The 26,305-nt window shown below is 59.6% G+C and carries 23 protein-coding genes; 11 read left to right on the forward strand and 12 right to left on the reverse strand.

From position 1 onward, the window contains the following. Positions 1–4: 4 nt before the first annotated feature. The 4 genes from RCJ00_RS02730 to RCJ00_RS02745 form a co-directional block, all read right to left on the reverse strand. Entirely contained in the window at positions 5–940 is a 936-nt protein-coding gene (locus RCJ00_RS02730; RefSeq protein WP_316220096.1) for an MlaD family protein, read from the reverse strand. Positions 941–943: 3 nt separating this feature from the next. Next, positions 944–1,744, reverse strand: a complete 801-nt coding sequence (locus RCJ00_RS02735; protein WP_316220097.1) for an ABC transporter ATP-binding protein — start codon at positions 1,742–1,744, stop codon at positions 944–946. Continuing rightward, complete coding sequence (locus RCJ00_RS02740; protein WP_316220098.1) at positions 1,744–2,910, reverse strand: MlaE family ABC transporter permease; 1,167 nt, start codon at positions 2,908–2,910, stop codon at positions 1,744–1,746. The genes RCJ00_RS02735 and RCJ00_RS02740 overlap by 1 nt, the downstream gene beginning before the upstream one ends. Positions 2,911–3,037: 127 nt before the next feature. Then, positions 3,038–3,286 carry a DUF3253 domain-containing protein gene (locus tag RCJ00_RS02745; protein ID WP_316220099.1) on the reverse strand — a complete coding sequence of 83 codons (249 nt, stop codon included), beginning with the start codon at positions 3,284–3,286 and terminating at the stop codon, positions 3,038–3,040. 25 nt (positions 3,287–3,311) lie between these two features. Here RCJ00_RS02745 and RCJ00_RS02750 point away from each other — a divergent pair, with 25 nt between their 5' ends. Beyond that, a complete protein-coding gene (locus RCJ00_RS02750; protein ID WP_316220100.1) occupies positions 3,312–3,764 on the forward strand; it encodes a PaaI family thioesterase in 453 nt (150 codons plus the stop codon). Between the two features lie 76 nt (positions 3,765–3,840). Here the strand turns inward: RCJ00_RS02750 and RCJ00_RS02755 are convergent, their stop codons facing one another. The 3 genes from RCJ00_RS02755 to RCJ00_RS02765 form a co-directional block, all read right to left on the reverse strand. Next, positions 3,841–5,127, reverse strand: coding sequence for a NupC/NupG family nucleoside CNT transporter (locus RCJ00_RS02755; RefSeq protein ID WP_316220102.1), 1,287 nt, complete (start codon positions 5,125–5,127; stop codon positions 3,841–3,843). Between the two features lie 136 nt (positions 5,128–5,263). Continuing rightward, complete coding sequence (locus RCJ00_RS02760) at positions 5,264–7,777, reverse strand: TonB-dependent receptor (protein WP_316220103.1); 2,514 nt, start codon at positions 7,775–7,777, stop codon at positions 5,264–5,266. Between the two features lie 139 nt (positions 7,778–7,916). Continuing rightward, complete coding sequence (locus tag RCJ00_RS02765) at positions 7,917–9,527, reverse strand: tetratricopeptide repeat-containing sulfotransferase family protein (RefSeq protein ID WP_316220105.1); 1,611 nt, start codon at positions 9,525–9,527, stop codon at positions 7,917–7,919. Between the two features lie 185 nt (positions 9,528–9,712). Here RCJ00_RS02765 and RCJ00_RS02770 point away from each other — a divergent pair, with 185 nt between their 5' ends. Together RCJ00_RS02770 and RCJ00_RS02775 are read left to right on the forward strand one after the other, a co-directional pair. Then, the gene (locus tag RCJ00_RS02770; protein WP_316220107.1) at positions 9,713–10,426 is read left to right on the forward strand and encodes a response regulator; all 714 of its coding nucleotides are present in this window, start codon (positions 9,713–9,715) and stop codon (positions 10,424–10,426) included. A gap of 11 nt (positions 10,427–10,437) precedes the next feature. Continuing rightward, positions 10,438–11,796 carry an ATP-binding protein gene (locus tag RCJ00_RS02775; RefSeq protein WP_316220108.1) on the forward strand — a complete coding sequence of 453 codons (1,359 nt, stop codon included), beginning with the start codon at positions 10,438–10,440 and terminating at the stop codon, positions 11,794–11,796. Positions 11,797–11,802: 6 nt separating this feature from the next. On the opposite strand, the gene RCJ00_RS02780 is transcribed toward RCJ00_RS02775, so the two are convergent. Both RCJ00_RS02780 and RCJ00_RS02785 read right to left on the reverse strand, forming a co-directional pair. Continuing rightward, positions 11,803–13,425, reverse strand: a complete 1,623-nt coding sequence (locus RCJ00_RS02780) for an NAD(P)/FAD-dependent oxidoreductase (protein ID WP_316220109.1) — start codon at positions 13,423–13,425, stop codon at positions 11,803–11,805. A 144-nt stretch (positions 13,426–13,569) separates the two neighbouring features. Beyond that, positions 13,570–16,086, reverse strand: coding sequence for a TonB-dependent receptor (locus RCJ00_RS02785; protein WP_316220111.1), 2,517 nt, complete (start codon positions 16,084–16,086; stop codon positions 13,570–13,572). Positions 16,087–16,329: 243 nt separating this feature from the next. Here RCJ00_RS02785 and RCJ00_RS02790 point away from each other — a divergent pair, with 243 nt between their 5' ends. Continuing rightward, positions 16,330–17,304 carry a phytase gene (locus RCJ00_RS02790; protein ID WP_316220112.1) on the forward strand — a complete coding sequence of 325 codons (975 nt, stop codon included), beginning with the start codon at positions 16,330–16,332 and terminating at the stop codon, positions 17,302–17,304. Positions 17,305–17,331: 27 nt separating this feature from the next. Here RCJ00_RS02790 and proC read toward each other — a convergent pair whose 3' ends face one another. From proC to RCJ00_RS02805, 3 genes are all read right to left on the reverse strand, one after another. Beyond that, positions 17,332–18,135: a pyrroline-5-carboxylate reductase gene (gene proC, locus RCJ00_RS02795; protein ID WP_316220114.1), complete on the reverse strand. Its 804-nt coding sequence runs from the start codon at positions 18,133–18,135 to the stop codon at positions 17,332–17,334. A 65-nt stretch (positions 18,136–18,200) separates the two neighbouring features. Further along, positions 18,201–18,728, reverse strand: a complete 528-nt coding sequence (locus tag RCJ00_RS02800; RefSeq protein WP_316220116.1) for a type III secretion system chaperone family protein — start codon at positions 18,726–18,728, stop codon at positions 18,201–18,203. Positions 18,729–18,752: 24 nt separating this feature from the next. Then, positions 18,753–19,016: an accessory factor UbiK family protein gene (locus RCJ00_RS02805; RefSeq protein WP_316220118.1), complete on the reverse strand. Its 264-nt coding sequence runs from the start codon at positions 19,014–19,016 to the stop codon at positions 18,753–18,755. Positions 19,017–19,210: 194 nt separating this feature from the next. Here RCJ00_RS02805 and lgt point away from each other — a divergent pair, with 194 nt between their 5' ends. From lgt to pth, 7 genes are all read left to right on the forward strand, one after another. Further along, positions 19,211–20,098 carry a prolipoprotein diacylglyceryl transferase gene (lgt, locus tag RCJ00_RS02810; protein WP_316221079.1) on the forward strand — a complete coding sequence of 296 codons (888 nt, stop codon included), beginning with the start codon at positions 19,211–19,213 and terminating at the stop codon, positions 20,096–20,098. 1 nt (position 20,099) lies between these two features. Continuing rightward, the gene (locus RCJ00_RS02815; protein ID WP_316220120.1) at positions 20,100–21,170 is read left to right on the forward strand and encodes a class I SAM-dependent methyltransferase; all 1,071 of its coding nucleotides are present in this window, start codon (positions 20,100–20,102) and stop codon (positions 21,168–21,170) included. 153 nt (positions 21,171–21,323) lie between these two features. Continuing rightward, positions 21,324–22,100, forward strand: a complete 777-nt coding sequence (gene pgeF, locus RCJ00_RS02820; protein ID WP_316220121.1) for a peptidoglycan editing factor PgeF — start codon at positions 21,324–21,326, stop codon at positions 22,098–22,100. 123 nt (positions 22,101–22,223) lie between these two features. After that, a complete protein-coding gene (locus tag RCJ00_RS02825) occupies positions 22,224–23,159 on the forward strand; it encodes a ribose-phosphate pyrophosphokinase (protein WP_316220123.1) in 936 nt (311 codons plus the stop codon). A 298-nt stretch (positions 23,160–23,457) separates the two neighbouring features. Continuing rightward, complete coding sequence (locus RCJ00_RS02830; RefSeq protein ID WP_316220125.1) at positions 23,458–24,738, forward strand: hypothetical protein; 1,281 nt, start codon at positions 23,458–23,460, stop codon at positions 24,736–24,738. A gap of 241 nt (positions 24,739–24,979) precedes the next feature. After that, positions 24,980–25,582 (forward strand): 50S ribosomal protein L25/general stress protein Ctc, encoded by a 603-nt coding sequence (locus RCJ00_RS02835; protein WP_316220126.1) that lies wholly within the window; start codon positions 24,980–24,982, stop codon positions 25,580–25,582. A gap of 76 nt (positions 25,583–25,658) precedes the next feature. Further along, entirely contained in the window at positions 25,659–26,291 is a 633-nt protein-coding gene (gene pth / locus RCJ00_RS02840; RefSeq protein ID WP_316220128.1) for an aminoacyl-tRNA hydrolase, read from the forward strand. Positions 26,292–26,305: the final 14 nt, after the last annotated feature.

Consider the following 26,305-nt stretch of genomic DNA (forward strand, 5'->3'; position numbering starts at 1 on the left):
GAAATCATTGGTTCACCTTTCTTTCCTTGGCGACCGGACGGGCGATTAGGCCTTGCGGACTGGCCTGTGCCTGATCGACCAGCGACTTAACCGAGGCGGAGGCATCGTTCAGGTTGCGCAGGCTTTCTTCAAGCTCGGGTATGGTGCTGGAATTGAGTTGGTCGGCCGGCGCTTTGATCGAGTCGGCCACGGCGGACACATGGTCGGCGGCATCGGCCAGCTTCTTGGTCGCGGCATTGATCTGGTCCAGCGTTTGGGGCACGCGTTCCGCCGCGACCGTGTTGGTCGAATTGGCCAGCTTGGTCACCGCGTCGGCCGCCTGACCGGCGCTGATAATAGCCTCATGCGTATCGTTGATCAGTTGCTCGCGGCCTTTGAGCATGGCCGTAATTTCTTCAAGGTTTTTAAGGCTATCCGAGAAGGTCTTGATATTTTGGTCTGACAGAAGCCGGTTGACACGGTTCAGACTTTCATAGGTATTTTCGATCACCGAACCGGAACCGGACAGCAATTTCGACAAGGCGCTTTCTTCCGAGTGAATCAATGGCGGCGGCGCGTTCGGTTCGTGTTTCAACAGTGGCGCGTTGGCCGACCCCGGCGAAATCTGCATGTAGTAAAGGCCAGTGATCCCCTGCGGCTCAAGCGAGGCGATGGAGTCGACACGCACGGGCGTGCCTTCGTCCAACTGTACCGTGGCGATGACCTGGTGGGTATTGGCGTTGCCCAGGCGAAGCCCGGTCACCTCCCCCACCTTGATGCCGTTGAAATGCACTTCAGCGCCCTTGGTGAGACCATCGACCGGCGTGTTGAATTCGACCTCATAAGTGCCGAAACTCTTGTTGAAGTCGAACTGGATAAACCAGAAGGCAAAGACCAGCAGCACCAATGCCAAGGCAAAGGTGGCCAGACCAACCAGCGCATAGTGGGCTTGACGTTCCATGTTCTACGCCTTTTCTTTCTTGCTCAGACGACCACGCGGACCATGGAAATATTCGTGAATCCACGGGTGATCGGATTTTTCCAGTTGCTCGACAGGCCCCTTTTCTGCCACGTGACGGTCAGCCAGCACGGCGATCTCGTCACAGATGGCATAGAGACTATCAAGATCGTGTGTGATCATAAAGACCGTCAGGTCCATGCTGCGCGCCAGTTCCTTGATCAGGGTATCGAAGGCCGCAGCGCCGATGGGGTCCAAACCCGCGGTCGGTTCATCAAGGAACAAAAGCTGGGCATCGAGCGCCAGCGCACGCGCCAACGCGGCCCTCTTGATCATACCGCCGGACAGTTCAGAAGGCATCAGGTCAGCGGCGCGCAAGGGCAAGCCAGCCAGCGACATTTTCAACAGCGCGATTGACCGGGCTTCGCGACGGCTGAGCCGGGTAAACTCCATCATCGGCGCCATGACGTTTTCAACGACACTCAGGGTCGAAAACAGTGCCCCGCTCTGAAACAGCACGCCCGTCTTGGCAAGGATCTGGCGAGTGCGCGCCTCACTGCCTTCATACAGTTTGTGTCCGAACAGGAAGATGTCGCCCGACGTCGGTTTTTGCAAACCGAGAATAGAGCGCAACAGAACAGTCTTACCGGACCCGGAGCCGCCGACGATGGCGAGAATTTCGCCGCGCTTGACGGTCAAATTCAGGTCTTCATGGATGACATTGGTCCCGAAGCTGTTGTTCAGCCCCGTGATGACGATCGGATCGTCACTTTCATTGTCGAGCGGTGGCAGGACGCGTCTCTTCATCAGAATACAAACCCGTTGAAGAGCATGGCGAAAACGGCGTCGATCATGAACACCAGGAAGATGGATTGGACCACCGCCGTGGTCACCTGACGGCCCAGGCTGATGACGTCATCCTTGACTGTCATACCCATACGGCAGCCTACGACGGCAATGGTGATGGCCAGGAACGGCGTCTTGACCATCCCGACGAAGAGATTGACCACCGGTACATAGTCATGGAGCCGCTGCACGAAGAAGGCCGGGCCATTGCCAAGCGAGCCCCAGATGGCCAGGGCACCGCCAAACATGCCGGCGGCCATCCCAACGAAGGTCACCAGCGGCATCATGAGCACCAGCGCCACCACGCGCGGCAGAACCAGCGCTTCGTAGGGATCGATGCCCAGGACACGCATGGCATCGATTTCCTGGTTCATCTTCATTGAGCCAATTTCAGCGGCAAAGGCCGATGCCGATCGGCCGCTGACAAGGACCGCCGCGATGAGCGGACCGAATTCCCGCAACACGCCGATGGCGACCATGTCGACGGCGAAGACGGCGGCACCGAATTGTTTCAACGTCAGGACGAGCAGAAACGCGAGGGTCGCTCCAACGAACATGTTCGTAACAAAGACGATCGGCAGGGCTTCGAGCCCGGCCCGCTGCATCAGGTTGAACAGCGCGGCCCAGCGTATGCGCGACGGCCGCACGATCGAAACCATCCACAAGGTGATGACGTGGCCCATGAAGGTCGATTGGTTGATGAACCCGCGCCAGAAGCGAGTCATCAACTGACCCAGATAGACCAGCATGAAATAGATGGGGTGCAGCCAGAACCGACGCTTTTCCGGATTGTCCTTCTGGTAGGTGTCCAGATCGCCCTTGCAGGTATCAACCAGACCGTAGAGCCGGTTCCAAGATTCATTCTGCGGGAAGACGTCGCCATCCAGCTTATCGCCCAGAACCTGACGCAGGACAAAGGCTCCGGCGGTATCGAGCGTCTCGAGTTTCTGGCTGTCGACCCGGACCTTGTCGTAGCGCTTGATCGCGGCCTGCAAACGGTTGGCGATCCCCTCCAGGCGCATGATGACCCAATGTCCGGTAAGGGTCAGCACAGCAGCCGAGCTATCCCCTTCGGGCCCTTGGACAGAAAAATCAGCCTGGATGGATTTGGCGGCAGCCTTGGACATACGGTCTTTTAGATAAAATCTACGCACAATCGCGTCAGCAAGTGCCGATCATACATGCCGCTTATTGATAAAATGGCAATAGTGAACGTAAAAAAAGCGTACGTTCCCGTTCACTTTTTGCAAGCGTCTATTCCGCAACCGGCAGGCGGACACGATAAACGCCTTTGAAGCCCTCAGGCTCTATCGGCTTGCCCTTGCGCAGAACCTGAAGCTTGTCCTGACGCGCCAGGCCGATGATCACCGCGCGAATCTTCGGTAATTCACGCTGCCAGTTTTCACGATCAATCGTCTTGGCGACGTCGTTGGGACTTATGGACTCTCCGTCTCGCACCTGCGATAAGAGCTCCAAAATCGTGTCCTCTATAAGCTGAGACATGGGTGTAAGACTCCGGAGTTCTGAAATGAGTGAGCGCAAACTGGAAACGGTGACCGAAGGCGATTTTGCCGGCTGGGTTATGGAACCCGACCGCGAAGGGTTCAACGGTCTGATCGGCCCCTATTACTACCAGGCGGAGGATCCCGCCAACGTCAAAGTGGCATTCAAGGCGGAAAAGCATCATTTGAATGGCGGCGGCACCGTGCATGGCGGCTGTCTGCTTACCTTGGCCGATACATCGCTGTTCATTTTCGCCCTGCCCCATCTCGGAGAAGGTGCTGCCGTCACCCTGCAACTGGATGCGCAGTTCCAATCACCCGGCCGCGAAGGCGACATCATCGTGGCAACAGGTGAAATCACCCGCGCCGGCAAGACGGTCATCTTCGGTCGCGGTGAATTGAAGATAGGCGACAAGGTCGTGATGAGTTTTACCGGCATCCTGTCGCGCAAGCCCACTCAGCCGTCCGGCGACGCCTGATCTATCGACAGACCTAACAAAAAAGCAGGCGGCACCCGGACGGATGCCGCCTGCTTTTTTATGCTAGCTGATAATCTTACAGCCCGTATACCGCGTTCGGCAAAGCGCCAACCACCGCGGCCGACAAACAGGTCGCCAGGAAACCACCGACCAACGCTTTCCAGATCATGCCCAGGATTTCCGGGCGGCGCTGCGGCATAAGCGCGCCGAAACCGGCTGCCGAAATGCCGACCGAGCCGATATTGGCGAAACCGCACGTGGCGTAGGTCAAGATGATGCGCGTACGCGGCGTCATGTCCGCCAGGGGAATAGCTGCCAGTTTCAGGAAGGCGACGAATTCGGTCAGGACCATCTTGATACCGAGGATGGAACCGCCCTTGGCGGCTTCTGCCCACGGTATGCCGATTAGCCAGGCCAGAGGCGTAAAGATGACACCAAGGATGCGTTCGATCGTGACCGGCTGTCCGCCCCAGTTCGGCAGACCACCCAGCACCATATTGACCAAGGCCACCAGCGACACCATGACAATCAAAATGGCGGCGATGTTCATGGCGACCATCATGCCGTCGGCGGTGCCTTTTGACACAGCGTCAACGGCGCTGTCGTATTTGAGCGACGATGAATAATCGACCTTTTCCGTCTTGCGGTCCACGGTTTCCGGCACGATGATCCGCGCCAACAGCACACCCGCCGGCGCCGACACGATGGCGGCCGCCAGGATATGACCGCCAGCGTTCGGCAAGACATCGTTGAGGATCAGGACATAGGCGACCATGGTCGAACCGGCGACGTTTGCCATGCCCACCACCAGCATCATGAACACTTCGGACCGCGTCAGCTTGTCGAGGTAGGCGCGGATGATGATCAGGCTTTCAACGTTGCCGACAAAGATATTCGACGACACGCCAAGCGCGGAGGCGCCGCCCAACCCGATCAGCTTTTCAAACACAAACCCAAAGGCCCGGATGATCAACTTCAGAACGCCCAGGTGCCACAACAGTGCGGACAGCGCCGCGATGACAAGGATCAGAGGCAAAACGCGCAGGGCAAAAACGAACAGCGCCCCTTCATTCGTCACTTGATAGGGTTGCGCGCCGCCGCCCATATAGCCGAAGACGAACTGCATACCGTGGCTGGTGGCGTCGGACAGCGCTGACATGCCAGCGCTGATGCCGTCCAGCAGGACGTGGGATTGCGGAATGGCGAACAGAAGCAGGATGAGCGTGACCTGAACACCGATGGCGCCGAGCGCGAGGAAAACAGGAAACCGTTTCTTGTTTTCCGAAAGCCCCCAGCAGACGAGCAGAATAACGACAATGCCAAGCAGGCTTTGCAGGTTTTCGGGGCCGTAATGAAATGGCAAAGGCGACGCTCCTGAAATTACAGACGATACTAATCCAATATCGCCCGCGCGGTGGCAAGCGGCATTATAAAGAATTTGTAAACAAAAAAGGCGGACGTCCGAAGACACCCGCCTTCCCTGATGGTGAAAATAGGCCCTAGAACTTCGAGCCGAGGCGTACGCCGATCGTGCGCGGCGTATTGGTGATGATGTACGGCCGCTGCACGCACATGCCGCATTCCTGATAGCGGGCCAGTTGGTCGCGTTCATCCGTGGCATTCTTCACGAACAGTTCCGCCGTCCACTTATCCCAATCGACGCCAAAGGACAGGTCGACATTGGTGAAGGCGGCCAGTTTACCCAATGCCGCCGCCGGATTGATGTCATTTAATGTATGGGTTTCGAGGATGCGCGTACGGATGTCGGACGACGCATCCGTCTGGTGAGTTATAGCCACCTGCCAGTACGGCTTATACTTACCGACCTGCCAGGTGTAGCGGGCATTGCCGGCCACCTTGAACTGCGGCGTGATGGGCAGGCGCGTGCCCTTCGGTGCCGAAATAAAGTCCTGCGTGCCGTCGACGACACCGGAGCAGTCGGCGGCGGAGTCACCATCGACATAGCACAGATTGTTGACCGTCTTGGCGTCGGTGAGCGCGGTGCTGGCCGACAGGCTCAGGCCGATAATCTGCGGCGGGTTCCAGGTCACGTCAGCTTCCAGGCCACGAATGCGGGCATTGGGACCATTGTGCACTTCGGTGAAGCTGTTGGCGCCCAGGAAGGCGAACTGGAAGCCTTTCCATTCCTGATCATAGATAGCGCCGTTGACGTACATGGCGCCATCGAGCAGCTTGGTCTTGAAGCCGAATTCGTAATTGGTCAGGTAGTCGGCGGCGTACGGCCGGACATCGGCGCGGCGGTTGATGCCGCCCGGCCTGAAGCCTTTGGAATAGGTGCCGTAAATCATGTAGTCCGGCGTGATCTTCCAGGTCAGATTGAGCTTCGGCGAGATGCCATGCCCTTTTGCTTCCTTGGGAAGAATGGTGCCGTCGGCTTGCTGGACCCCAAGGTTGGTACACGGGCTACCCGGCACGGCCGCCGGCAGCTTGGTTCCGGACGCGTCCTTCGGGTTCGGGTCGCCAAAGCTGCCCGTCGTGAAGCAGCGCCGTTCCCCTGAGCTGGCACCCGCCGCGTTTGCCGGCCCAAGCCCCAGGTCGTAGTCCGGGTTTTCGCCAAAGCCGAAGAAGCCAATCAGCGTATTGTCATATTCAAAGCCGCGCGCCCCAGCCGTAAAGGTCAGGGTCGGTGTAATATCGAAGGACACTTCGCCGAAAATGGCCTTGTCACGATCGATCCGCATTTGCTGGGTCAGCCACAAGGTGCCCGGATGACCGGTGACCGACACATCCGCCGCCAGATCTGCGACCTGATAATCTTGATGGATCAGGTGCGTCTGGCGCTGGTAATAGAGACCACCGACAAAGCGCAGGCGTTGATCCTGCGGGGTTTGGAAGCGCAGTTCGTGGCTATTCTTGGTGAAATGGTCTTCGCCAATGATCTTCTGCTGCGAGGAGATAGGGTCGCCGGCTTCGTTGTGGAAATAGAAATAGCCCGCCACGCCGCCGGCATCCGAATACATGCGGTCATAGGCTTCGGCATAGTCGGTATAGTCGGCTGACGTACTCAGCTTGCGGTCAAGAAACGCCCCGGCATAGGTGACATCGAAAATGCCGATCTTGCCCTGAACCGTCAGAGCCGCCTGGTTGAAGCGATCGCGGGAATATTCCGGCAGGAAGTGCTGGACCTTCAGGTCCCCGACACTGGGGTCATAACCCGCGCTGCCGTTGGCCTTGGTTTCCTGACCAATAATAGAGGCGGTTACAATCCAGTTGTCATCCAGGTCGACCTTGAGCGCCGCCCGACCGCCGGAAATGTCCGCATCGTTATAGTTGTTCTTGACATAGGCATTATTGTTGACGGTCAGACCGCCAATAAACGTACGCGTCCCAGGGACATTGTCGATGAACCCTGCCGTATGGGTGTTCCATCCGACCAGACGCGCTGCGATCCTGTCGCTGAACGGGATATTGACCATGCCTTCGAGCTGGTTGCCGACACCGCCATGCGCCACGGAATTCACCTGAGCATCGAGACGGCCGTAAAACCCACTGGTGTCAGGCTTGTTGGTAATGACGCGCAACGTGCCCGCTTCGGACGATGCGCCGTAAAGGGTACCCTGCGGTCCGGCCAGGGATTCGATGCGGGCGACGTCATAGATATGGACGTCGAGCGCCCCACCGATTGTTGTCACCGGCTGTTCGTCGAGATAGACGCCGACACTGGGCTGCGGGCCGGAGTGGTTGCCGTCCCCCCCAGACGCGACACCGCGAATATAGACACTGCTGCCTTGGTAAGGGCTGTTCTGGAACGTCACACTGGGGAGTTGCGCAACATAGTCGGAGAAGTTGGCGACATTGAGTTGATCCAGCTTCTTCGTCCCCAGGACCTGGATCGAGATCGGCACGTCCTGCAGCCGCTGAACGCGCTTCTGGGCCGTAACGATCACTTCGATCGTTTCATCGGGCTTTGCCGTCTGGGCCGAGACGAGACCGGGAATAGTGGCGAGCATGGTGCCCGTCAGCAAGGTAGTGGTTAAGCGACGCGCATTCATGATGTAACCCCCGTATGTCGGTAGATAGGGGCGAGACTGTGCCTGAGTCCGAACGCCGTCAACGGACATTTGCTGCGACGCAAAATTGCGATCACAATTGTGTCGCAATTGCCACGCCACCTTACGCAACGGTAACTTCCTAACGGGATTGAGGGACGTCCGGATAGAGGTCCAGTACGGTCCCCAACGCCGCTTTCAACGGATCCAGCCACGACTCGAACCCTTGCCAGCCCTCGGTTCCGGCCTTGAAAATCGGCTGGCGGACCTGCTCCGAAGAGGCCGTACGAACGGCGCGCTCCGTTTCGTGGAACCGCAGGCAGGCGTCCTCGAAGTCGAGCCCACAGTGGGCCAACAGGTGCCGCACCTCGGTTTCGGTGTCTTCGACCATGCGCTCATAAAACACACGGTGCACGCGGCCAGGCAGGACGGTATCGACGTGGTGCATCAGACGCACATAGTCGGCATAGTATCGCCCCATGTCGTCAAGGCTGTAGGAAAAGCCTTGGCCGCGCGCGAAATGCTGCTTGAAGTTGGAAAAACAGCACCCGAGCGGGTGGCGGCGCGCATCGATTATAATGGCGTTGGGCAGGATGAGATGGATGAAGGGGACAAACGCCCAGTTGTTTGGCAGCTTGTCGATGAACATAGGCCGGGCGGTCTTGCGCTGAACACGCGTTCGCGACAGATAACTCTCCCCCAGGACTTTGAGGCGTTCCAGCGGAATATCGGCAATCCGCGCGGGATAGTCATGGCCTTCGCGCGCCAGGGCCGGAATGTCGGCCAATTCGGACGTGCCCTCTATCTGGCTATGACTGGAGAGTATCTGTTCGATCAGGGTAGAACCGGCACGCGGCATACCCAAAATAAAGATCGGATCGCGCGCATCGCTGCCGAGGCCTGCGCGGGCGGCGAAAAAGTCTGGCGTGAACAGGTCTATACTCTGATCAACTGATGCCGTCGTATCGTCGGCGCTGTAATCGATCGACCGGCGGCGTAAGGCATTGCCGCGCGCGTAATGCTCAAACGCTTCGGCATGGGCCTTCTGGTCCTCGAACGCCTTGCCGAAGGCGAAATCGAGATGAAACCGGTCCTCATCGCTCAGGTCTGGCTGGGTCAGCGCCGACTGCATGGCCGCCATGTCTTCGGGCGAAAACCGCACGGTTTTAAGATTGGCCAGGCTCCACCACACTTCGCCCAAGGTCGGCTGGATCGCCAGAGCCGTTCGGTAGGCGGAGACGCCTTCATCCTGGCGTCCCACGGTTTTCAGCATGTGCCCCAGGCTCATCCACACCTTTGGCTGGTTGGGGGCACGTGCCACCACGTCCTGGTACAGGCGTATCGCCTCGTCGAAGCCACCGATCTTGCTGAGCGCTGCCGCCTTGAGATTGCTCAAGCCGATATTCTCATTGCCTCCGTCGGCGAGTAAAAGATCCAGTTCGGCTATCGCCTCTTCGGCGCGGTTTTGTTTGTAAAGGACAGAGGCCAGGTTGGCGCGGGCGGCCCCGAACCCGGGCGCCAGTTCAACGGCGCGGCGCAGCAAATTTTCGGAATCGCGATAGCGCCCAATACGCGCTGCCACCTCGGCCAGCATCCGTATGGCGGCCACATCGAACGGATCGGCTTTCAGATGGGTACGCAGAATGGGCTCAGCGATTTCCAGACGATTGTCGTAAAGCGCCAGCGCGGCCTTCATCAGGTCGGGATTTTGCAGCCCGTGCCGGATCGCGATCTGTTCGGGGGTATCGGTCATGGCGCAATTAGTTCAGCACTATCGGCGGTCTGTCCAGCGCAAAGACGCAGTGAAGACAATTCGGGACACGGCGGTCGGCGTGCGGCAATTGTGACGACTTTACATTTCTCAACGAATAGTGATCTGTCAAAAGCCGCAATTCTGTTTAAGAGTCGCATCTTGAACACGTGAGAGAGCTGAAAACTATGAGCCTGGCCCCTGGGCAAAGCGCGTCACAGAATGACGCCACCACCCGCCACCTGCTGGTGGTCGATGATGACGACCGTATCCGCACCCTGTTGAAAGAGTTTCTGTCGCGACAGGGATTTCGCGTCACCGCCGCCGCCCATGCCGACGCCGCCAAGCGCATGTTGCAGTTGCTAGACTTCGACCTGCTGATCCTCGACGTCATGATGCCGGGCGAAGACGGCTTTTCGCTGTCGAAATGGGTGCGCACCAATTCCAACGTGCCCATCCTGATCCTGACGGCGCGCGGCCTGCCCGACGACCGTATCATGGGGCTGTCGATCGGCGCCGACGACTATTTGTCAAAGCCATTCGAACCGCAGGAACTGCTGCTGCGCATCGAAGCCATTCTGCGTCGCGCTGGTGTAAAGCCCGCCCTGCCGAAATCAATCACCATGGGGTCGTTCAGCTTCGACCTGGAACGCTCGGAACTCAGCAAGAACGGCGCCTTGGTTCGCCTGACCGAGGCGGAATCGCAACTGCTCAAATATCTGGCCGAACGCGCCAATGTGCCGGTAGACCGTATGGACCTGGCCAAGGACAGCGTCGACACCACCGGCCGCGCCGTTGATGTTCAGGTCACCCGCCTGCGCCGCAAGATCGAACAGGATCCAAAGAACCCGCGCTACCTCCAGACCGTTCGCGGCAAGGGCTATATGCTGGCGCCGGATTAAGGCCATCCCGAATGGCCTTCAAGCTGCCGCGACTGAAATTCTGGCCTGCCTATATCAAGCGCGCATTGCCGCGCTCCCTGATGGCGCGTGTTCTGCTGATCATCGTGCTGCCGATCGCCATCATGCAGATCGCCGTCACCTGGGTGTTTTTCGACAAGCATTGGGAAACCGTCACCGCCAAGCTGTCGGAAGGTCTGGCCGGCGACATCGCCTGGGCCGTACGCGCCTATGAAGAGGACCCGAGCGCGAAGAATCTGGAAAAAATCAAGGTTCAGGCCGACACGTCAATGCAGTTGTCGATCTCGCTAAGGGCCGGTGAAAAACTGCCGACGAACCAGCGTCCATCGATCTTCTTCGCCTTGAACCGCACCATGAACCAGGCCTTGGGCTACCAGCTCGAACAGCCCTTCTGGTTCGATACGACCCGCTATCCCGGCGTTGTCGATATCCGCGTGCAGGTCAAGGAAGGCGTATTGCGCTTCATCGCGCCAAAGGAACGCGCGTTTGCCACAACCGGCTATATCTTCATCTTCTGGATGCTGGGCGCGACCTGTATCCTGACTGCCATCGCCATGTTGTTCATCCGCAATCAGGTACGAGCCATCGAACGGCTGAGTCAGGCGGCGGAACGGTTCGGCCGCGGCGAGGAAGACCCGAAATTCAAGCCCTACGGCGCCACCGAAGTCCGCGCCGCCGCCGAGGCCTTCCTGAAGATGAAGGCGCGCATCCAGCGCCAGATCGAACAGCGTACCACCCTCCTCGCCTCGGTCAGTCATGATCTGCGCACGCCGCTGACGCGCCTGAAACTCGAACTGGCCATGGCCCCCCAGGACACCGCCACGGAACGCATGAAACAGGACGTGTCGGAAATGGCCTATATGATCGACGAATACCTGGCCTTCGCGCGTGGCGAGATGTCGGAAAATACCGACAGCGTATCGGTCCGGCACTTCATGGACACAATCAGCGACAACATTGCCCGCACCGGTCACAAATTACAGACCGAAGCGCTTGAGACCGATCAGCGCGTGACCATCCGCGAATTAGCGGTCCAGCGCGCCGTGACGAACCTTATCATGAACGGTTTCCACTACGGCAAGCATGTTCGCTTCCATGCCCGCGTAGAAGGGCAACGCCTGCTGCTCATCATCGACGACGATGGCCCCGGCATCGCGCCGGAAAAACGCGAAGAAGCGTTCAAGCCGTTTTCGCGACTCGACGAAGCGCGCAATCAAAACATCAAGGGCGTCGGCTTGGGCTTGGCCATTGCCCGCGACATCGTGCGCGGCCATGGCGGCGACCTGACGCTGGATAGCAGCCCATCGGGTGGCCTGCGCGCCTGTATCAGCCTGCCGATTGCCCAGGCGTGATTATTTCTAAGACGTGATCCAGGCCTGCGCAACGGCCTCAGCGATCTTGATGCCGTCTATCGCCGCCGACAAGATGCCGCCGGCATAGCCCGCGCCTTCGCCGGCCGGGTACAAACCGGTCGTATTCAGGCTTTGCATATCCTTGCCACGAGTGATGCGAATAGGCGATGAGGTCCGCGTCTCGACGCCGGTCATGATGGCGTCCGGATGGTCATAGCGGGCGATCTGGCGGCCAAAGACCGGCAAGGCCTCGCGCATGGCGGCGACGGCGAAGTCGGGCAGGCAGGCAGACAAATCAGTCAGATGCACACCCGGCTTGTAAGACGGCAGCACCTCGCCAAATGCCGTAGACGCCTGGCCCTTGAGGAAATCGCCTACCTTTTGCCCCGGCGCCTGGTAGTTCGATCCGCCCGCCACGAAGGCCTGCGTTTCCAGCCGGCGCTGTAACTCAATCCCGGCCAACGGATGACTAGGATAGTCCCGCTCCGGGTCGATACCGACGACAAAACCGGCATTGGCGTTGAATTCCTTACGGGAATATTGGCTCATCCCATTGGTGACGACGCGGCCAGGTTCCGACGCTGCGGCAACCACCCGGCCACCGGGACACATGCAGAAACTGTAGACGGTCCGGCCATTGGCGCAATGATGCGACAGGCTGTAGGCCGCCGCGCCGAGGTCGGGATGGCCGGCGCAGGCGCCGAAGCGCGCCATGTCGATCCAGGATTGCGGATGCTCGATCCGTACACCGATGGAAAAGGGCTTGGCTTCGATGAACACGCCACGATCATGCAGCATATAAAAGGTGTCGCGCGCGCTGTGGCCAACCGCCAGAACAACCCGATCCGCTTCGAGATATTCGCCGGTATGCAGATGCAAGCCACGCAGGCTGCGGGTGCCGTCCCGAGCGACATGAACGTTGATATCCTCGACACGACGTTCCCAGCGGTATTCGCCGCCCAGCGATTCAATCGTTCGGCGCATATGCTCGACCATGGTGACCAGGCGGAACGTGCCGATATGCGGGTGGGCCTCGGTCAGAATTTCCGGCGGCGCGCCGGCCTCGACAAATTCGGTCAGCACCTTGCGGCCAAGATGGCGCGGATCCTTGATCTGGCTGTAAAGCTTGCCGTCGGAAAATGTGCCGGCGCCGCCTTCACCGAATTGAACGTTCGATTCCGGATGGAGTTCGCCGCGCCGCCATAGCCCCCAAGTATCCTTGGTACGTTCGCGCACCACCTTACCGCGCTCCAATATAATGGGACGCAGGCCCATCTGCGCCAGGATGAGCGCGGCGAAGAGCCCGCACGGCCCGGCGCCGATAATGACGGGACGATGCCTGTCCATATCCAACGCTGGCGTCCCGATGAAGCGGTATTCGGTATCGGGGCTTAGCCTGACGCCAGGATCGCCGGCCAGCCGGTCCAGCACCCCAGGTTCGTCCGTGACCGTCACATCGACGGAGTAGATCATCAGGATCGCCGACTTGCGTCGCGCGTCATGCGCCCGGCGCGCGACGGTAAACGACAGCAGATGTTCCGGCACGATGCCGAGCCGCGCCTGAATGGCGGCCGCCAGGGCCTCCGGCGCGTGGTCGAGCGGTAACTTCAATTCGGTGATACGCAGCATGGCCGTGCTTTAGCGGCAATGAAATCACCACGCAACCGGACGCCCGAAGATTATATCCGGGCCGGGCGTCAAAAAAAGTGCCCGCTCCTTTCGAAGCGGGCACAGAGTTAAAGCCTTCAGGGAAAGGTCAGGCTGTCGTGCGGTCTAGAACTTTGCCGCGACGCCGACGCGCCAGGTACGGCCGTAGAACTCATTCTCGACCAGTTGCGTGCCACCACCCATGGTCCGGCGCCAGACCGACTCGTTGAGGTTCTTGCCTTCGACATAAAGCTGCACATTGCGCGTCACGGCATAGCCTAGCTTGAGGTCCAGCTTGCCATTGGCGGCGGTGTAGATGTCCGTGGCGGCGGTTTCGCCCAGGGTATCGAGGTATTTTGAGCGATAGGAATAGGCGACGCGGGCCGTCCAGCCGTACTTTTCGTAGGTCAGTTCGGCGGTACCGGTCAGGTCTGATGTATAGATCAGGCGAACATCACCACTGCGGCCGGGCGCTCCGTCGCTGCTCGAATCCTGTGCCGTGACATTGAGCGATGTGCCCAAGCCATCGAACGGCGCAGGCAGGCTATCGAACTGCATGACATAGTTGAATTCGACGCCGCTGACCTTGGCCGACTTCAGATTGACGGCCTGAGTGATCGACGCACCGTTATAGACCGTGCCATTGATCAGTTCATTATTGGCTGTGCGGCCGGTGACGAAGATCGGATCGTCAATCGATTTGTGGAAGACGGCGACCGAAACCATACCCTTGCGGCCAAAATAGTGCTCGAAACCGGCATCGAGATTGACCGATTTCAGCGGATTCAGGTTCGGATTGCCGATGTCCAGCGCGTCGTCATCACGGTTGATGTTCACGCGCGGTGCCAGGTCAACATAGTTCGGACGACCGATGGCCGTCGTGGCGGCGAAACGGGCCAGGGTGTTACCGCTGAAATCATAGCGACCGACCAGGGACGGAAACAGGTCGGTATAGTCCTTCTTTCCAAAGCTGTTGAGCGGGGTGTCGAAGGATGAATTTTCGTCGAACGCCTTAGCCGCGTAGTCGGCGGCGGTGTGTTCGACACGAAGGCCGGGGGTTAAGGTCAGATTGCCGCTGTGGATCGTGGCTTGGACAAAGCCCGCGGTGACCTTTTCACGGACATCATAGTCGCCGCCCAGATCGTCGGCCACGCTCTTCGCCTGTTGCAGCACCAGCAGGTTATTGGCCCGGGCATAGGCCAGGGATTTCAGGAAATCGACGGTGGGACCGAAGACATTGCCGTTGATCGGCCCGGCTTCGCCTGATTGGTAATCTGATAGCAACATGTTGCCGCCAATACTATACAGGCGGTAATCGACCTCGCTGCGCTTATGGCGCTCCGAATATTTCACGCCGGTCTTGACGACTGTGTCCGCACCGAACAGCGTGGTCGGCAAGGTATAATCCACCGACGCCTGGTTCATGGTTTCGCGGCCGTGGTCGGCTTCCAGCGTCGCTTCCTTCGCCTTGTACTTTGATGCGTCGTAAGCGGCGGCATTCGGCGTGACGGTGAACAGCACGTCCGACAGGTCGTAGGTTCCCTTCACATCGCTCTTGCCGGTCTGGTAGGAGAAATTATAGCGGGGATCGTCATCCTTGATGGCCGAGGACGACGTCACGTCGACCTCCAGCTTGCCCGCCCCGACGGTAAATTCCCCGCCCAGGTTGACGGTCGAGATATGTTCGTCTTCGAACCGGTACTTGGCGTCGCGAACGGCCGCCTTGGTGGCGGCGAAGCTGGCCGTGCTGCCGACCGGGTTCGTAATCTTTGCCCCGTCGAGATTGACGCGAAACTGCTGGCGCTGCTCCATGTCGGTGAAGTGCGAAAACAAGGTGCGGGCGTACAGATGGAAATCGTCGCTTGGCTTATAGTCAAAATTCAGCGCCGCGCCCTGGCGATTGCGAATGACGTAGTAGTCGCGCAGACGCCAGTCATCCGGCACGCCATTTTTCCAGCCATCCGTCCCTTGGAGGTTATCCGAAGCCTGCGGACGGCGTGACGAATTGAGCGCCGCCACGATACCGAAGGCCTGGTTCGGCCCGAAACGCGTGCCCGCCGACACGTCGGCATCATATGAGGTCTTTTCGTTCAGCTCGAAATAGCCTGCCGAATAGCGCGCCGTCAGGAACGGCTTCTTGCGGTCGAAGGCCGACAGGGTCTTGACGTTGACCGCGCCGGCAATGGCGCTGGCATCGTATTCGGCCGTCTGGTTCTTGATGACTTCGACACTGCCGATAAGGCCTGTCGGGATCGTGTCCAGCTTGACCGAACGCGTATCACTTTCGGGTGCCGCGGCATCCTGTCCGTTGATGCGCACGGCGGCGAGTGAGGGATCGAGACCGCGAATGACGACATAGCGCCCTTCCCCCTGATCATCCGCGACCGTGACGCCCGGCATACGGGTGACAACTTCCGCTACGTTCTGGTCAGGCAACTTGCCGGCGTCGTTAGCGGTGATGACTTCGCGCGTGACCTGCGACGCATGTTTTTGATCGAGCGATTGCCGCTCGGCCGCACGCGTGCCGAATACCACAACATCAACAGGCGCCTCCGCGGTTACAGCGGCGTCCTGGGCCTGGCTGGCCCCAGCAAGACCAAAGGCAAGCGGGGCCATAGCCGCGCCCGTCAACAAATATTTCATCGTATACATTTTTGAAACTACCCCATTTCAAAGAAATATTGAGTGCAAAGTCAATGAACTTTGCTATACCCACGAAAATAGAGGTAATAGTTGGAGCACATGATGTATTTGACAAAATTATATAACAGATTCATGACAACGACTGCCGTTGTCTTAACTGCAACACTCCTGTCCGCATGCACAACTGTACACCCGGAATTAATTTCCGACTCAAAATTACTCGTAAATGGAACCGGGACACCTGTGATTGCGTCAGCGGAAACCCAGGCCGTCGCTACGCTTAATCTGGACAGCGCCGACGACCCCGAAATCTGGGTCGATCCAAACGATTCGCGCCGCGCTCTGATCTACGCCACCGACAAGAAAGCGGGCCTTTACGTCTACGACATCGAAGGCAAGCAAAAACAGTTTCTGCCGGTCGGTCCAATGAACAATGTCGATCTGCGCAGCGGTCTGAAAATTGCGGGCCTGCCCGATACCGTCATCGCGGCTTCGGACCGTGTAAAGGGAGGCGCGGCCCTCTTCACCCTCGATGCCGCCACCCTGCAAACCGCCCCTTCGGGCTTCGTTGCGATACCGGCAAGCGAGGCCTACGGGTTCTGCATGGGGGTTACGCGGGACAATCGTCTTAGCCTGATCATGGTCGGAAAGGATGGCGACGTTACGCAGTCGGTTCTGACCGTCGAAAACGGCCAGCCGAAGGCCACCATTGTGCGGCAATTCGCGGTGGGCAGCCAGTCCGAAGGCTGCGTCGCAGACGATGTCAGCGGACGTTTGTACATCGCCGAGGAAAATGTTGCCCTGTGGCAATATGGCCTAGACCCGGCCAGCGGCAACACCCGAACGGCCGTGGAATCCTTGCCATCGCAGAAACTGGTCGCCGACATAGAAGGCCTGACGCTTCTGCGTGACGGCGTGAAAACCTATCTGATCGCCTCATCGCAAGGCGATTCGGCCTTTGCCGTCTGGCGTGTCGAAGGGGCTACGCCAGTCTATCAGGGCCGTTTCTCAGTCTATCCCGGCAATGGGGTCGATGCGGTGACCGGCACGGACGGCGTAGCGGCGCTTGGTGGCGCGGTCGGTCCCTACGCCAATGGCGTAGTCGTCATGCAAGACGATTCGGACACGGACGGCGAAACGCCAGCCGCGGCCAGTCAGCGCCAGAACTTCAAGATTGTCGACTGGAACACGATCAAGGCCGCGCTAAAGATCGAATAGCCCCGGCGCGCATCCGGTGGACGAGCGTCAGCCCAGTTCCTTCGATCGCTTGTGCGCCGCTTCGACGGAGGCGAGGATGAGTTCATCCAGGCCTTCGCCGGGTTTGCATAGGACATTGAGCGCCGCCTCGGTCGTGCCGCCGGGCGAGGCGACCTTTTTGATCAGGGCGTCCGGTTCCTCACCCGTTTCGTCGAGAAGCCGCGCAGCCGAAATCAGGGTGCCGCGCGCCAGGTCGCGGGCATGGCTGGTCGATAGCCCCGCGGCCTTGCCTGCCTTTTCCAACGCCCGCACAAAGGCGTAGACATAGGCCGGGCCCGATCCCGAGACCGCCGTGGCGGAATTGATCTGGCCTTCGTCGCTGAATTCCACCGTCTGGGCCATGGGCGCGAAGACGCCCCGCGCCGCCGCCAAGGCGGCATCGGAGGCGCCGTACAAACTGGCTACGCCCTTGCCTGTCGCCACGCCGGTCGTCGGCATGACGCGCGCGATCGGATGACCGGCGAAAGCCTGGCCCAATTGCGCCGTCGTCACGCCGGCCATGACCGAGATCAGGGCCGCGTCATCGGCGATATTGCCATTGAGGATCTGCGCCACCGCATACCAGCCCTGCGGCTTGACAGCCAGAATGATGGTTTTCGCCTCGACCCACGCCTCCGGCTGCGGATTGAGCCGTGCACCGTCAGCGGCATAGGCCTGCGCCTCATCACCTGGCTTCAGGTCCAGGATCATCATGTCGGACGGTGCCACATGTCCGGCGATGCGGAACCCCTTCAGAATCGATGATCCCAGCGCTCCGGCGCCAACAAGCAGGATCGGTTTCGCTAAGCTCATGTGGAAATCCTTAGATAGGCAATATGCGGTAAGTAGTCATGACGTCCGCCTCTGGCAAGGCAGGATCAAGCTTCGCCGACCGTTTCGAACAGACAGGCCGCGAACGCGTCCCCGGCGCTTACGGCGCCCTTGAACCAAAAATCGAACGCGGGGAAGAAACGATCCACGGCTTCGGCGGCGCTGTTGATCATATGCGCGCTGGCGCCCACCGACGTGCGCTCAAGCGGATTGAGCGCGACCGTGTGACGGAAAATGACGTCCAGCGTATCGGCGTCACGAAAGACTTCGAAATGGCCAAACCAGACATGCTGGTTGACCAACCCAATCAGTTCGTACAGCCCGCCCAGACGTTCGATCGGCAAGACCTTGCCTGTACCGCCTTCGACATCGAGCGAACAGCACAGTTGCAGGCATTCGCCTTCCGGACGCCAGGAAAACCACATTTCGTAGGTCCGCCAGTCGCCCGTCAGGGCAAAGCCTAAATCGCCTTCCGGCGTGCGTTCGAATTCCAGCCCCTCCTCGGTCAGAATGGATTCCACCATATCGAGGGGATCGAAGGCGGCATCGCTGTCGAGGGTTTGGGGGGTATTCATATGTCAGCTATCTCTTTGTGGTAGTCAGTCTTGCGGCACATCGGCATCGGGCTTCACGCCCTTGCCCTTCGGCTTGACGCTGAGCGCGGCCACGGCGGCGCGCAGTTCGGCGACTTCGGCGCGCAACGCTTCCAGTTCGTCACGACGCACCAGATCCATGTCGGCCACGAAGCGATCACCCTGGGCGCGAAAGGCGGCCTTGGCTTCCTCGCCTGCGGCCTGGGCCAGCGACATGGCGCCGGTGGTCATTTTGGCCAGTTCATCGAGAAAGGGGTTTTGGCTTTGCATGGCAGGCACTCCGTAGGGCATGAAACAGACGCAGTATAGGCCTCCATCTCAATTCCGACAAACTTTTCATGATTCTGGCGAGGCCGCCTCTCTTTTGTGGGGACGAGTCACAGCGAAGTTGCTAAACGGGCCTTGGGGAGGCGCCGCACATGGCCCCCTTCGACATTGACTTTGGAGATTACTGGCTGATGCCGATCAACCTGCCGGATATCGATCCCGTCCTCATCCATCTCGGCCCCGTCGCCGTGCGTTGGTATGCCCTCGCCTATGTCGCCGGCATAGTGGCCGGCTGGCTTTATGTCGGTTCGCTGATAAAGAAGCAGGCTCTATGGACACCGCGCCAGCCGCCCGTCGATGCCGCACAACTCGACGACCTCATTCTGTGGATCACACTTGGCATTATACTGGGCGGTCGCATAGGCTATGTGCTGGCCTACGACATGTCGATCATCTGGAAAAGTCCACTTGATGTGTTCAAGATCTGGCAGGGGGGCATGTCCTTCCATGGCGGCTTTGTCGGCGTCACCCTGGCGACAGTACTATATTGCAAATCCCAGAGGTTTGACCAGGCGCGCATGCTCAATCTCGGCGACCTGCTGGCCTGCGCCGCGCCCATTGGTCTGTTCTTTGGACGCATCGCCAACTTTGTTAACGGCGAACTGTGGGGCCGTCACACCAACGCGCCCTGGGGCATGATCTTCTGCAACAAATATATCGAGCAGCAGTATGGCGGTCCCTGTCCGGCGGGACTGTATCCGCGCCATCCAAGCCAGCTATACGAGGCGTTCGCCGAAGGCATATTGCTGTTCGCCATCCTGTTTGTCCTGGTCCACGTCTATCGCCAGTTCAAGCGTCCGGGCCTGATCATGGGCGTATTTATCACCGGTTACGGCGTTTTCCGCATCATTATCGAAAACTTCCGCGAACCGGACGCGCAAATGCTGCCCTTCTTCAAGAATGTCATCACCATGGGACAAACCCTGTCCCTGCTGATGGTTGCCGGTGGCGCCTTCTTCATCTGGCTGGCCCTGCGTAACGCCCCTCCCCCCGCGGACACCGAAACACCACAACTGGACGGCTGACGTGTCCCTGAAAGAACGGCTGATCGAGCAGATCACGCAGGAAGGCCCCATGTCGGTCGCCGGCTATATGGCGCGCTGCCTGCTCGATCCTATCGATGGCTATTATACGCGTCATGTTCGGCTCGGGGCGGACGGCGATTTTCTGACTGCGCCTTTGGTATCGCAGATGTTCGGAGAAATGATCGGCGTCTGGGTCGCCCAGATGTGGCAGGCTCTCGGTGCGCCGGGCGCGTTTCGGTTGGTCGAAATCGGCGGCGGCGACGGCAAGTTGATGAGTGATATCCTTCGGGTGGCCGCGCGTGTGCCTGGACTGCACGATGCCGCCCGCGTCACCCTGGTCGAGCCCTCGCCTACCTTGCGCGCCCTTCAGGCGAAGGCCGTGCCGGATGCGCAATTCGTGCCGTCGCTCGATCGGCTCGATGACGACCTGCCCGTGCTTGTGATTGCCAACGAACTACTCGATTGCCTGCCCGCACGCCAGTTCGTGCGGGGTGACAATAGTTGGTTCGAGCGCTGCGTCGGTGTTCAGGATGGACGCCTATCCTTCGGACTGGTCCCGGTCGGAGAGGATTTCGTCCCCCCCTTTTCCGGCAAACCCGGACAGGTCATCGAAATTTCCCCGCCCCAGACCCGGTTGGCCGAAACTCTGGCGCTCTTGCTGAAGGCGGCAACAGGCGCGGCCCTGCTGATCGATTACGGCCGCGATCAGCCTGAAGCCGGCGACACGCTTCAGGCGCTTTATCGCCACGAAAAGCGCGATCCGCTCGACGCTCCCGGCGAACACGACCTGACGGTTTGGGCCGACTTTCCCGCCGTGGCGAACGCCGCCGCACGTGCCGGCGTGTCGGTCAGCCCTATCGTGACGCAAGGCCTTTTCCTGTCACGCCTGGGCATTGGCGCCCGCCATTCTGCCCTGGCAGAAAAGAACCCCGATCAGGCCGCGAAATTGCAGCGGCAATATGATCGGCTGATGGCGCCCGACCAGATGGGTGACCTGTTCAAGGTGTTAGGCATGGGATTTCCGGTTGACATTAACCTCTTCGCGCTTGAAGCCGGTAGCGCCGACCGATAAGGTGGTCTTACGCGCCAAAACGCGCCTCCCCTGCCATCGAAGAACCGAACCGCAGCCACATCCCCGCCACAAGTGGGGGTCTATAACCGCACACGCTCTTTGTCCCGCGCCGCTTGTTTCAGGCGGCGACCGCTCTGATTTACAGGCCTGCCCATGTTCCTTCCCCCGCGTATCCTGCACCCGCTTCTTGATCTGGCCCAGATCCAGCACGGCTTTTTCACCCGCAACGGCGGGGCGTCCGGTGACATTTACGGAACCCTCAACCTGGGCCTAGGTTCGAATGATGATCAGGACAAGGTAGCGGAAAACCGCCGCCGCGTGGCCGCCAGCTTTGGCCGCCCGGAAAACTATCTATTGTCCCTGCACCAAACCCATTCGAACATCGCCGTCAAAGTCAACGAACCGTTCACCAGTGAGCGTCCCCAGGCCGACGGTCTGGTCACCGCCCGTGCCGGCATCGTCCTGTCGGCCCTGTCGGCGGATTGTGCGCCGATCCTGTTCTGCGATCCGCAAAGCCGCGTCATCGGGTCGTGCCACGCCGGCTGGAAAGGGGCCATGGGCGGCATTATCGAATCGACCATAAAGGCCATGTGCCAGCAAGGTGCGAAGGCCGACCGCATCCGGGCCGTGGTCGGCCCCTGCATCCAGCAGGCGTCTTACGAAGTCGGTGCCGATTACGAAGCCACCTTCGTCAAGGACGACCCTGAGGCCCGTCCCTTCTTCGCCGCCGCCGCCGACCTGGACAAGCGCATGTTCGACCTGCCCGGCTATTGCGTCCTGCGCCTGAAACGCGCCGGATGCGCCGAAACGGCATCGACTGGACATGACACCTGCGCCGACGCCTCGCAATTCTATTCGAACCGTCGCGCTTTTAAGCTGGGCGAACCCGACTATGGCCGCCTGATCTCCTGCATCATGATCCGCGCGTGACAAAACTCAGGCGGGAACGTCTTTTTGCACTTTCAAGACAGTTCCCCCTTGAACCCTAGCCCTCACCTGCTAAAAGCCCGCTCAATCGTACACGCGCCGCCAGCAGCCCCGGGAAATATCACCATGAAGCTCCTCTCCGCCAATTCCAACCGGACCCTGGCCCAGAACATCGGTGATTATCTCGACATGCCGCTGACCAAGGCGCGCGTACAGCGGTTCGCCGACAACGAAATTTTCGTCACCATAGATGAAAACGTGCGCGGCGAAGACGTCTTCGTCATTCAGTCGACCAGCTTTCCTGCTAACGACAACCTGATGGAATTGCTGATCTGCATCGATGCCCTGACGCGGGCCTCGGCCAAGCGCATCACCGCCGTCATCCCCTATTTCGGCTACGCCCGCCAGGACCGCAAGACCGGCGGCCGCACGCCCATTTCCGCCAAGCTGGTCGCTAACCTGATCACGCGCGCCGGCGCTCACCGCGTCCTGACCATGGACCTTCATGCCGGTCAGATTCAGGGCTTCTTCGATATCCCGACCGACAACCTGGTTGCCATCCCCTTCATGGCCAAGGATATCGCTGCCAATTACAAGAACTCCGGCGAACTGATGATCGTATCGCCCGACGTCGGCGGCGTCGTCCGCGCCCGCGCCCTGGCCGACCGTCTTGGGGCCGATCTGGCTATCGTCGACAAGCGCCGTCCGCGCGCCGGCGAATCCGAAGTCATGAACATCATCGGCGACGTAAGCGGTCGTGAATGCATTCTGTTCGACGATATCGTCGATTCCGCCGGCACCCTGTGCAATGCCGCCAAAGCTTTGATGGATCGCGGCGCCACCGCCGTTTCCGCCTATGTCAGCCACGGCGTCCTGTCTGGGGCCGCCATGGAGCGTGTCGGCAATTCCGTGCTGAAGGAATTGGTCATCACCGACTCCATCGAAGCGTCGGAAACCATTGTGAAGCACCCCAAGGTGCGCGTCGTCGGCGTCGCGCCGCTGATTGGCGAAGCCATCCGCCGGATTGCCAACGAAGAGTCCGTATCTAAACTGTTCGACTGAATTACGCCCGCACAGGGAATCAGTCATTAAAAGTTTTTGTTGCTTTGTCAAGTTCGATGAAGACGCAAATTAACCATACAATGCATTGATATTTAACAAAAATTTAAGCCCGAACAAAACTGGCATTAACCCTTTAAACGGGTCACAGCCATAATTTCGGCGTTTTTCCTGTTGAACACTGCGCCATACGGTTTAAGCCTTCTGAGGGGCTTACAGCCTTCTCGTCTCAAAACAGAAAATCACCACCCGCAACCCTGTAATAATGGGTGCGGCACCTTGGAATAAGGGGAACCTGCGTATGAAGTTGGCAATCACCAAGGGCCTTGCCTCGAGCCTGTTGGCCCTCAGCCTTGCCGTCACGCTCGCCAGCTGTGCGACGGACGCACCGCCGCCGCCGCCGCCGCCCGCGCCCGCACCGGCCCCCGCCGGACCGCCCGTAGCGCTGGCGACGGAGATTTCGGACGCAGCCGCCGTCTATGTCGATTATATCCAGAAGGCGAGCGCGATTAAGAACCAGTTCGCCGACGGCGCTGATATTCAGGCCAAACTGGCCTCCGCCGAAGCCTATGAACCCAACCAATTGGCCAATGGCGCGGTCGCCTTCGCCGCCATTGTCGCCATGCAGGAACCGGCCTTCCGCGCCTCTTTGCGCAACTATGCCACTGACAACGCTGTACGCGCCGACATGGTCAATCGTCTGCTGTCCGATCCGGCCTATGTCGCCGTATTGCCAGGTGCGGACGCCGCGGCCCGCCGGGTCATACTGGCTCTGTCCAGCGACGGTCAGCTTGTGTTCAAAGCCGGTGCCGCCGTCAAGCAATCGGCCTACGACATCCAGATGCAAAAATGGTCGCGCGAATTCGTCATCGACCGCGAAGGCCGCCTGGCCAAGGCCAAGTCAAGCGCCGTTACCCTGGCCAGCGTCCAGTCTGACGCCAGCGCGCAGCTTCTGACCGCCGCCCTCACCGGCTCCGGCCTCGTCACTCGCGCCACGACGGGCCAATCGACCGGGAGCTATGCCGTCGGGGGCGCCGGTGATGGCGTCACATTTACGCCCGGCACCGGGCAGCCGGCTCAACCGCAGGCCACGGTGTCCACGCCGATCGCCTCGGATGCTGCCACGACATCCGCCGCTGCCAATCAGCCCCAGACCGTTTTCGACCGGCCGGACCTGTTCAACCAGCCCTATACCCAGGCGGTGAACCGCGCCTTGACCATAGCGGCCATCGCCATCCTCGGCGAAGGCGGCTCGACACGCGCACCGGCATTGACCAGCCTGCTCAACGACGGCGAAGGCCAGAAGTGCCTGGCGATGTCGAAACTCAACCTCTATCAATGCCTGGCCGTCGCCAAGCCGCACTATGAAGACGTCTTCTGCCTGGGTCAGCACGTCCTTATGGACACCGGCCAATGCCTTGGGGAAATGTCGAGCAATGCGCTAAGCTTCGAACCAGTGAAGCGCGTTGGCTTCAAGGCGGATGGAACATCGGCCTATACCGATCCGAAGCCTTATCTGAAGCCCGCACCAGTCAAGAAGGCCTCCGGCAAGAAAAAGGCCACGACCAGCAAGAAGAAATAGGGCGGGCGCGATCAGCGCTTCCACAGTAAAATTAGACAGGGCATGAGGCAAATCCGCGTCATGCCCTGTTTTTTGGACGCAAATATGCGCTTTTTGCCTGACGGAACGGTTGCGTCACTAGGAAGAGTCGTGTATCAGCACCGCTCTTTATAGCCGCATTGTCTGACGATGGGGCGCATAGAAATCCATTCTCGCCGTGCCCGGTCCGGTTGCGCGGCCATTTTGTTTGAGGAAGAGGCTCATGGCCGATATCGTTTTGGACGTTGAAGTCCGTGATCGCACCGGTTCGGGCGGCGCCCGCGCAACCCGCAATGCCGGCAAGGTGCCGGGCATCCTGTACGGCGGCGACAAGGCCCCCGTGCCGATCGCCGTCAACCTGAACGCTTTCAAGAAGGCGCTCTATACCGGCAAGCTGAACGGCCACCTCGTGACCTTGAAGTACGGCAGCGAGACCCAGAAGGTCATCGCCAAGTCGATCGAATTCCATCCGGTCACCGATACGCCGATCCACTTCGACCTGTATCGCGTTGACGAACATGCCGAAGTCAAGATTTCGGTTCCGGTTCACTTCAAGAATCACGAACTGTCGCCTGGCCTGAAGAAGGGCGGCGCCCTGAACGTCGCCATCCACGAACTGGAAATCCTGGTTCCGGCTGACCACATTCCGGAAGACATCATTGTCGACCTCAGCGGCCTCGAAATCGGTCAAAGCATCCACGTCTCCGACCTTAAGCTGCCGTCGGATGTGAAGGCGCATGTCGCCGACACGGAAGTCGTCGCTTCGGTCACCGCCTCCGGCGCGTCGAAGAGCGAAGACGCCGAAGCCGACGCTACCGAAGCCTAAACCGTTTCGAAATCAGTTTGATAAAGGCCTCGTTCTTGTTAAAGGACGGGGCCTTTTTCTTTTCCGGAGTTCCGTTGTGTATCTGATCGTTGGCCTTGGCAACCCGGGTAGCCAGTACGCGAAAAATCGCCACAATATCGGCTTCATGATGATCGATGAACTGATCCGCGGCGCCGCCTTCGGCCCGGAAAAGAAGAATTTCGACGGCATCACATCTGATGGCCAGATCGAGACCGCCAAGGGTGTCGAAAAGGTTCTGGCCCTCAAGCCCCAGACCTTTATGAACCTGTCAGGCAACAGCGTGCAAAAGGCGATGCAGTTCTACAAGATCAAGCCGGAGCGCGTTATTGTGTTCCATGATGAACTGGATCTGGCGCCCGGTCGCCTGCGCATCAAGATGGGCGGAGGCCACGCCGGTCACAACGGGCTGCGCTCCATCATGGCGGCGATCGGCCCCAACTTTGTGCGCGGCCGCATGGGAATCGGCCACCCCGGCGCCAAGGAGGCCGTTCTGGCCTGGGTGCTGGGGGACTTCGCCAAGGCGGATCAGGCCTGGCTTGATGCCCTGAATGGTGCCTGCGCGCGCGCCCTGCCTCTTCTGCTGTCCGGGGCACCCGATGCCGCCGAACGCTATCAGGGTGAGGTGATGCGCTTGGCGCCCGCACCGAAATTCGATATGCGGCAGTTGAACAACCAGAAAGACGGCTGATCTTACGGTTCCAC

The organism is Asticcacaulis aquihabitans (genome assembly GCF_032490435.1).
Lineage (GTDB): Bacteria > Pseudomonadota > Alphaproteobacteria > Caulobacterales > Caulobacteraceae > Asticcacaulis.

Bases quoted from the DNA above. Each gene is read 5' to 3' on its own strand.
- RCJ00_RS02730 (WP_316220096.1), bottom strand. From the start codon at position 940: ATGGAACGTCAAGCCCACTATGCGCTGGTTGGTCTGGCCACCTTTGCC.
- RCJ00_RS02735 (WP_316220097.1), bottom strand. From the start codon at position 1,744: ATGAAGAGACGCGTCCTGCCACCGCTCGACAATGAAAGTGACGATCCG.
- RCJ00_RS02740 (WP_316220098.1), bottom strand. From the start codon at position 2,910: ATGTCCAAGGCTGCCGCCAAATCCATCCAGGCTGATTTTTCTGTCCAA.
- RCJ00_RS02745 (WP_316220099.1), bottom strand. From the start codon at position 3,286: ATGTCTCAGCTTATAGAGGACACGATTTTGGAGCTCTTATCGCAGGTG.
- RCJ00_RS02750 (WP_316220100.1), top strand. From the start codon at position 3,312: ATGAGTGAGCGCAAACTGGAAACGGTGACCGAAGGCGATTTTGCCGGC.
- RCJ00_RS02760 (WP_316220103.1), bottom strand. From the start codon at position 7,777: ATGAATGCGCGTCGCTTAACCACTACCTTGCTGACGGGCACCATGCTC.
- RCJ00_RS02765 (WP_316220105.1), bottom strand. From the start codon at position 9,527: ATGACCGATACCCCCGAACAGATCGCGATCCGGCACGGGCTGCAAAAT.
- RCJ00_RS02770 (WP_316220107.1), top strand. From the start codon at position 9,713: ATGAGCCTGGCCCCTGGGCAAAGCGCGTCACAGAATGACGCCACCACC.
- RCJ00_RS02775 (WP_316220108.1), top strand. From the start codon at position 10,438: ATGGCCTTCAAGCTGCCGCGACTGAAATTCTGGCCTGCCTATATCAAG.
- RCJ00_RS02780 (WP_316220109.1), bottom strand. From the start codon at position 13,425: ATGCTGCGTATCACCGAATTGAAGTTACCGCTCGACCACGCGCCGGAG.
- RCJ00_RS02785 (WP_316220111.1), bottom strand. From the start codon at position 16,086: ATGAAATATTTGTTGACGGGCGCGGCTATGGCCCCGCTTGCCTTTGGT.
- proC (WP_316220114.1), bottom strand. From the start codon at position 18,135: ATGAGCTTAGCGAAACCGATCCTGCTTGTTGGCGCCGGAGCGCTGGGA.
- RCJ00_RS02800 (WP_316220116.1), bottom strand. From the start codon at position 18,728: ATGAATACCCCCCAAACCCTCGACAGCGATGCCGCCTTCGATCCCCTC.
- RCJ00_RS02805 (WP_316220118.1), bottom strand. From the start codon at position 19,016: ATGCAAAGCCAAAACCCCTTTCTCGATGAACTGGCCAAAATGACCACC.
- pgeF (WP_316220121.1), top strand. From the start codon at position 21,324: ATGTTCCTTCCCCCGCGTATCCTGCACCCGCTTCTTGATCTGGCCCAG.
- RCJ00_RS02825 (WP_316220123.1), top strand. From the start codon at position 22,224: ATGAAGCTCCTCTCCGCCAATTCCAACCGGACCCTGGCCCAGAACATC.
- RCJ00_RS02830 (WP_316220125.1), top strand. From the start codon at position 23,458: ATGAAGTTGGCAATCACCAAGGGCCTTGCCTCGAGCCTGTTGGCCCTC.
- RCJ00_RS02835 (WP_316220126.1), top strand. From the start codon at position 24,980: ATGGCCGATATCGTTTTGGACGTTGAAGTCCGTGATCGCACCGGTTCG.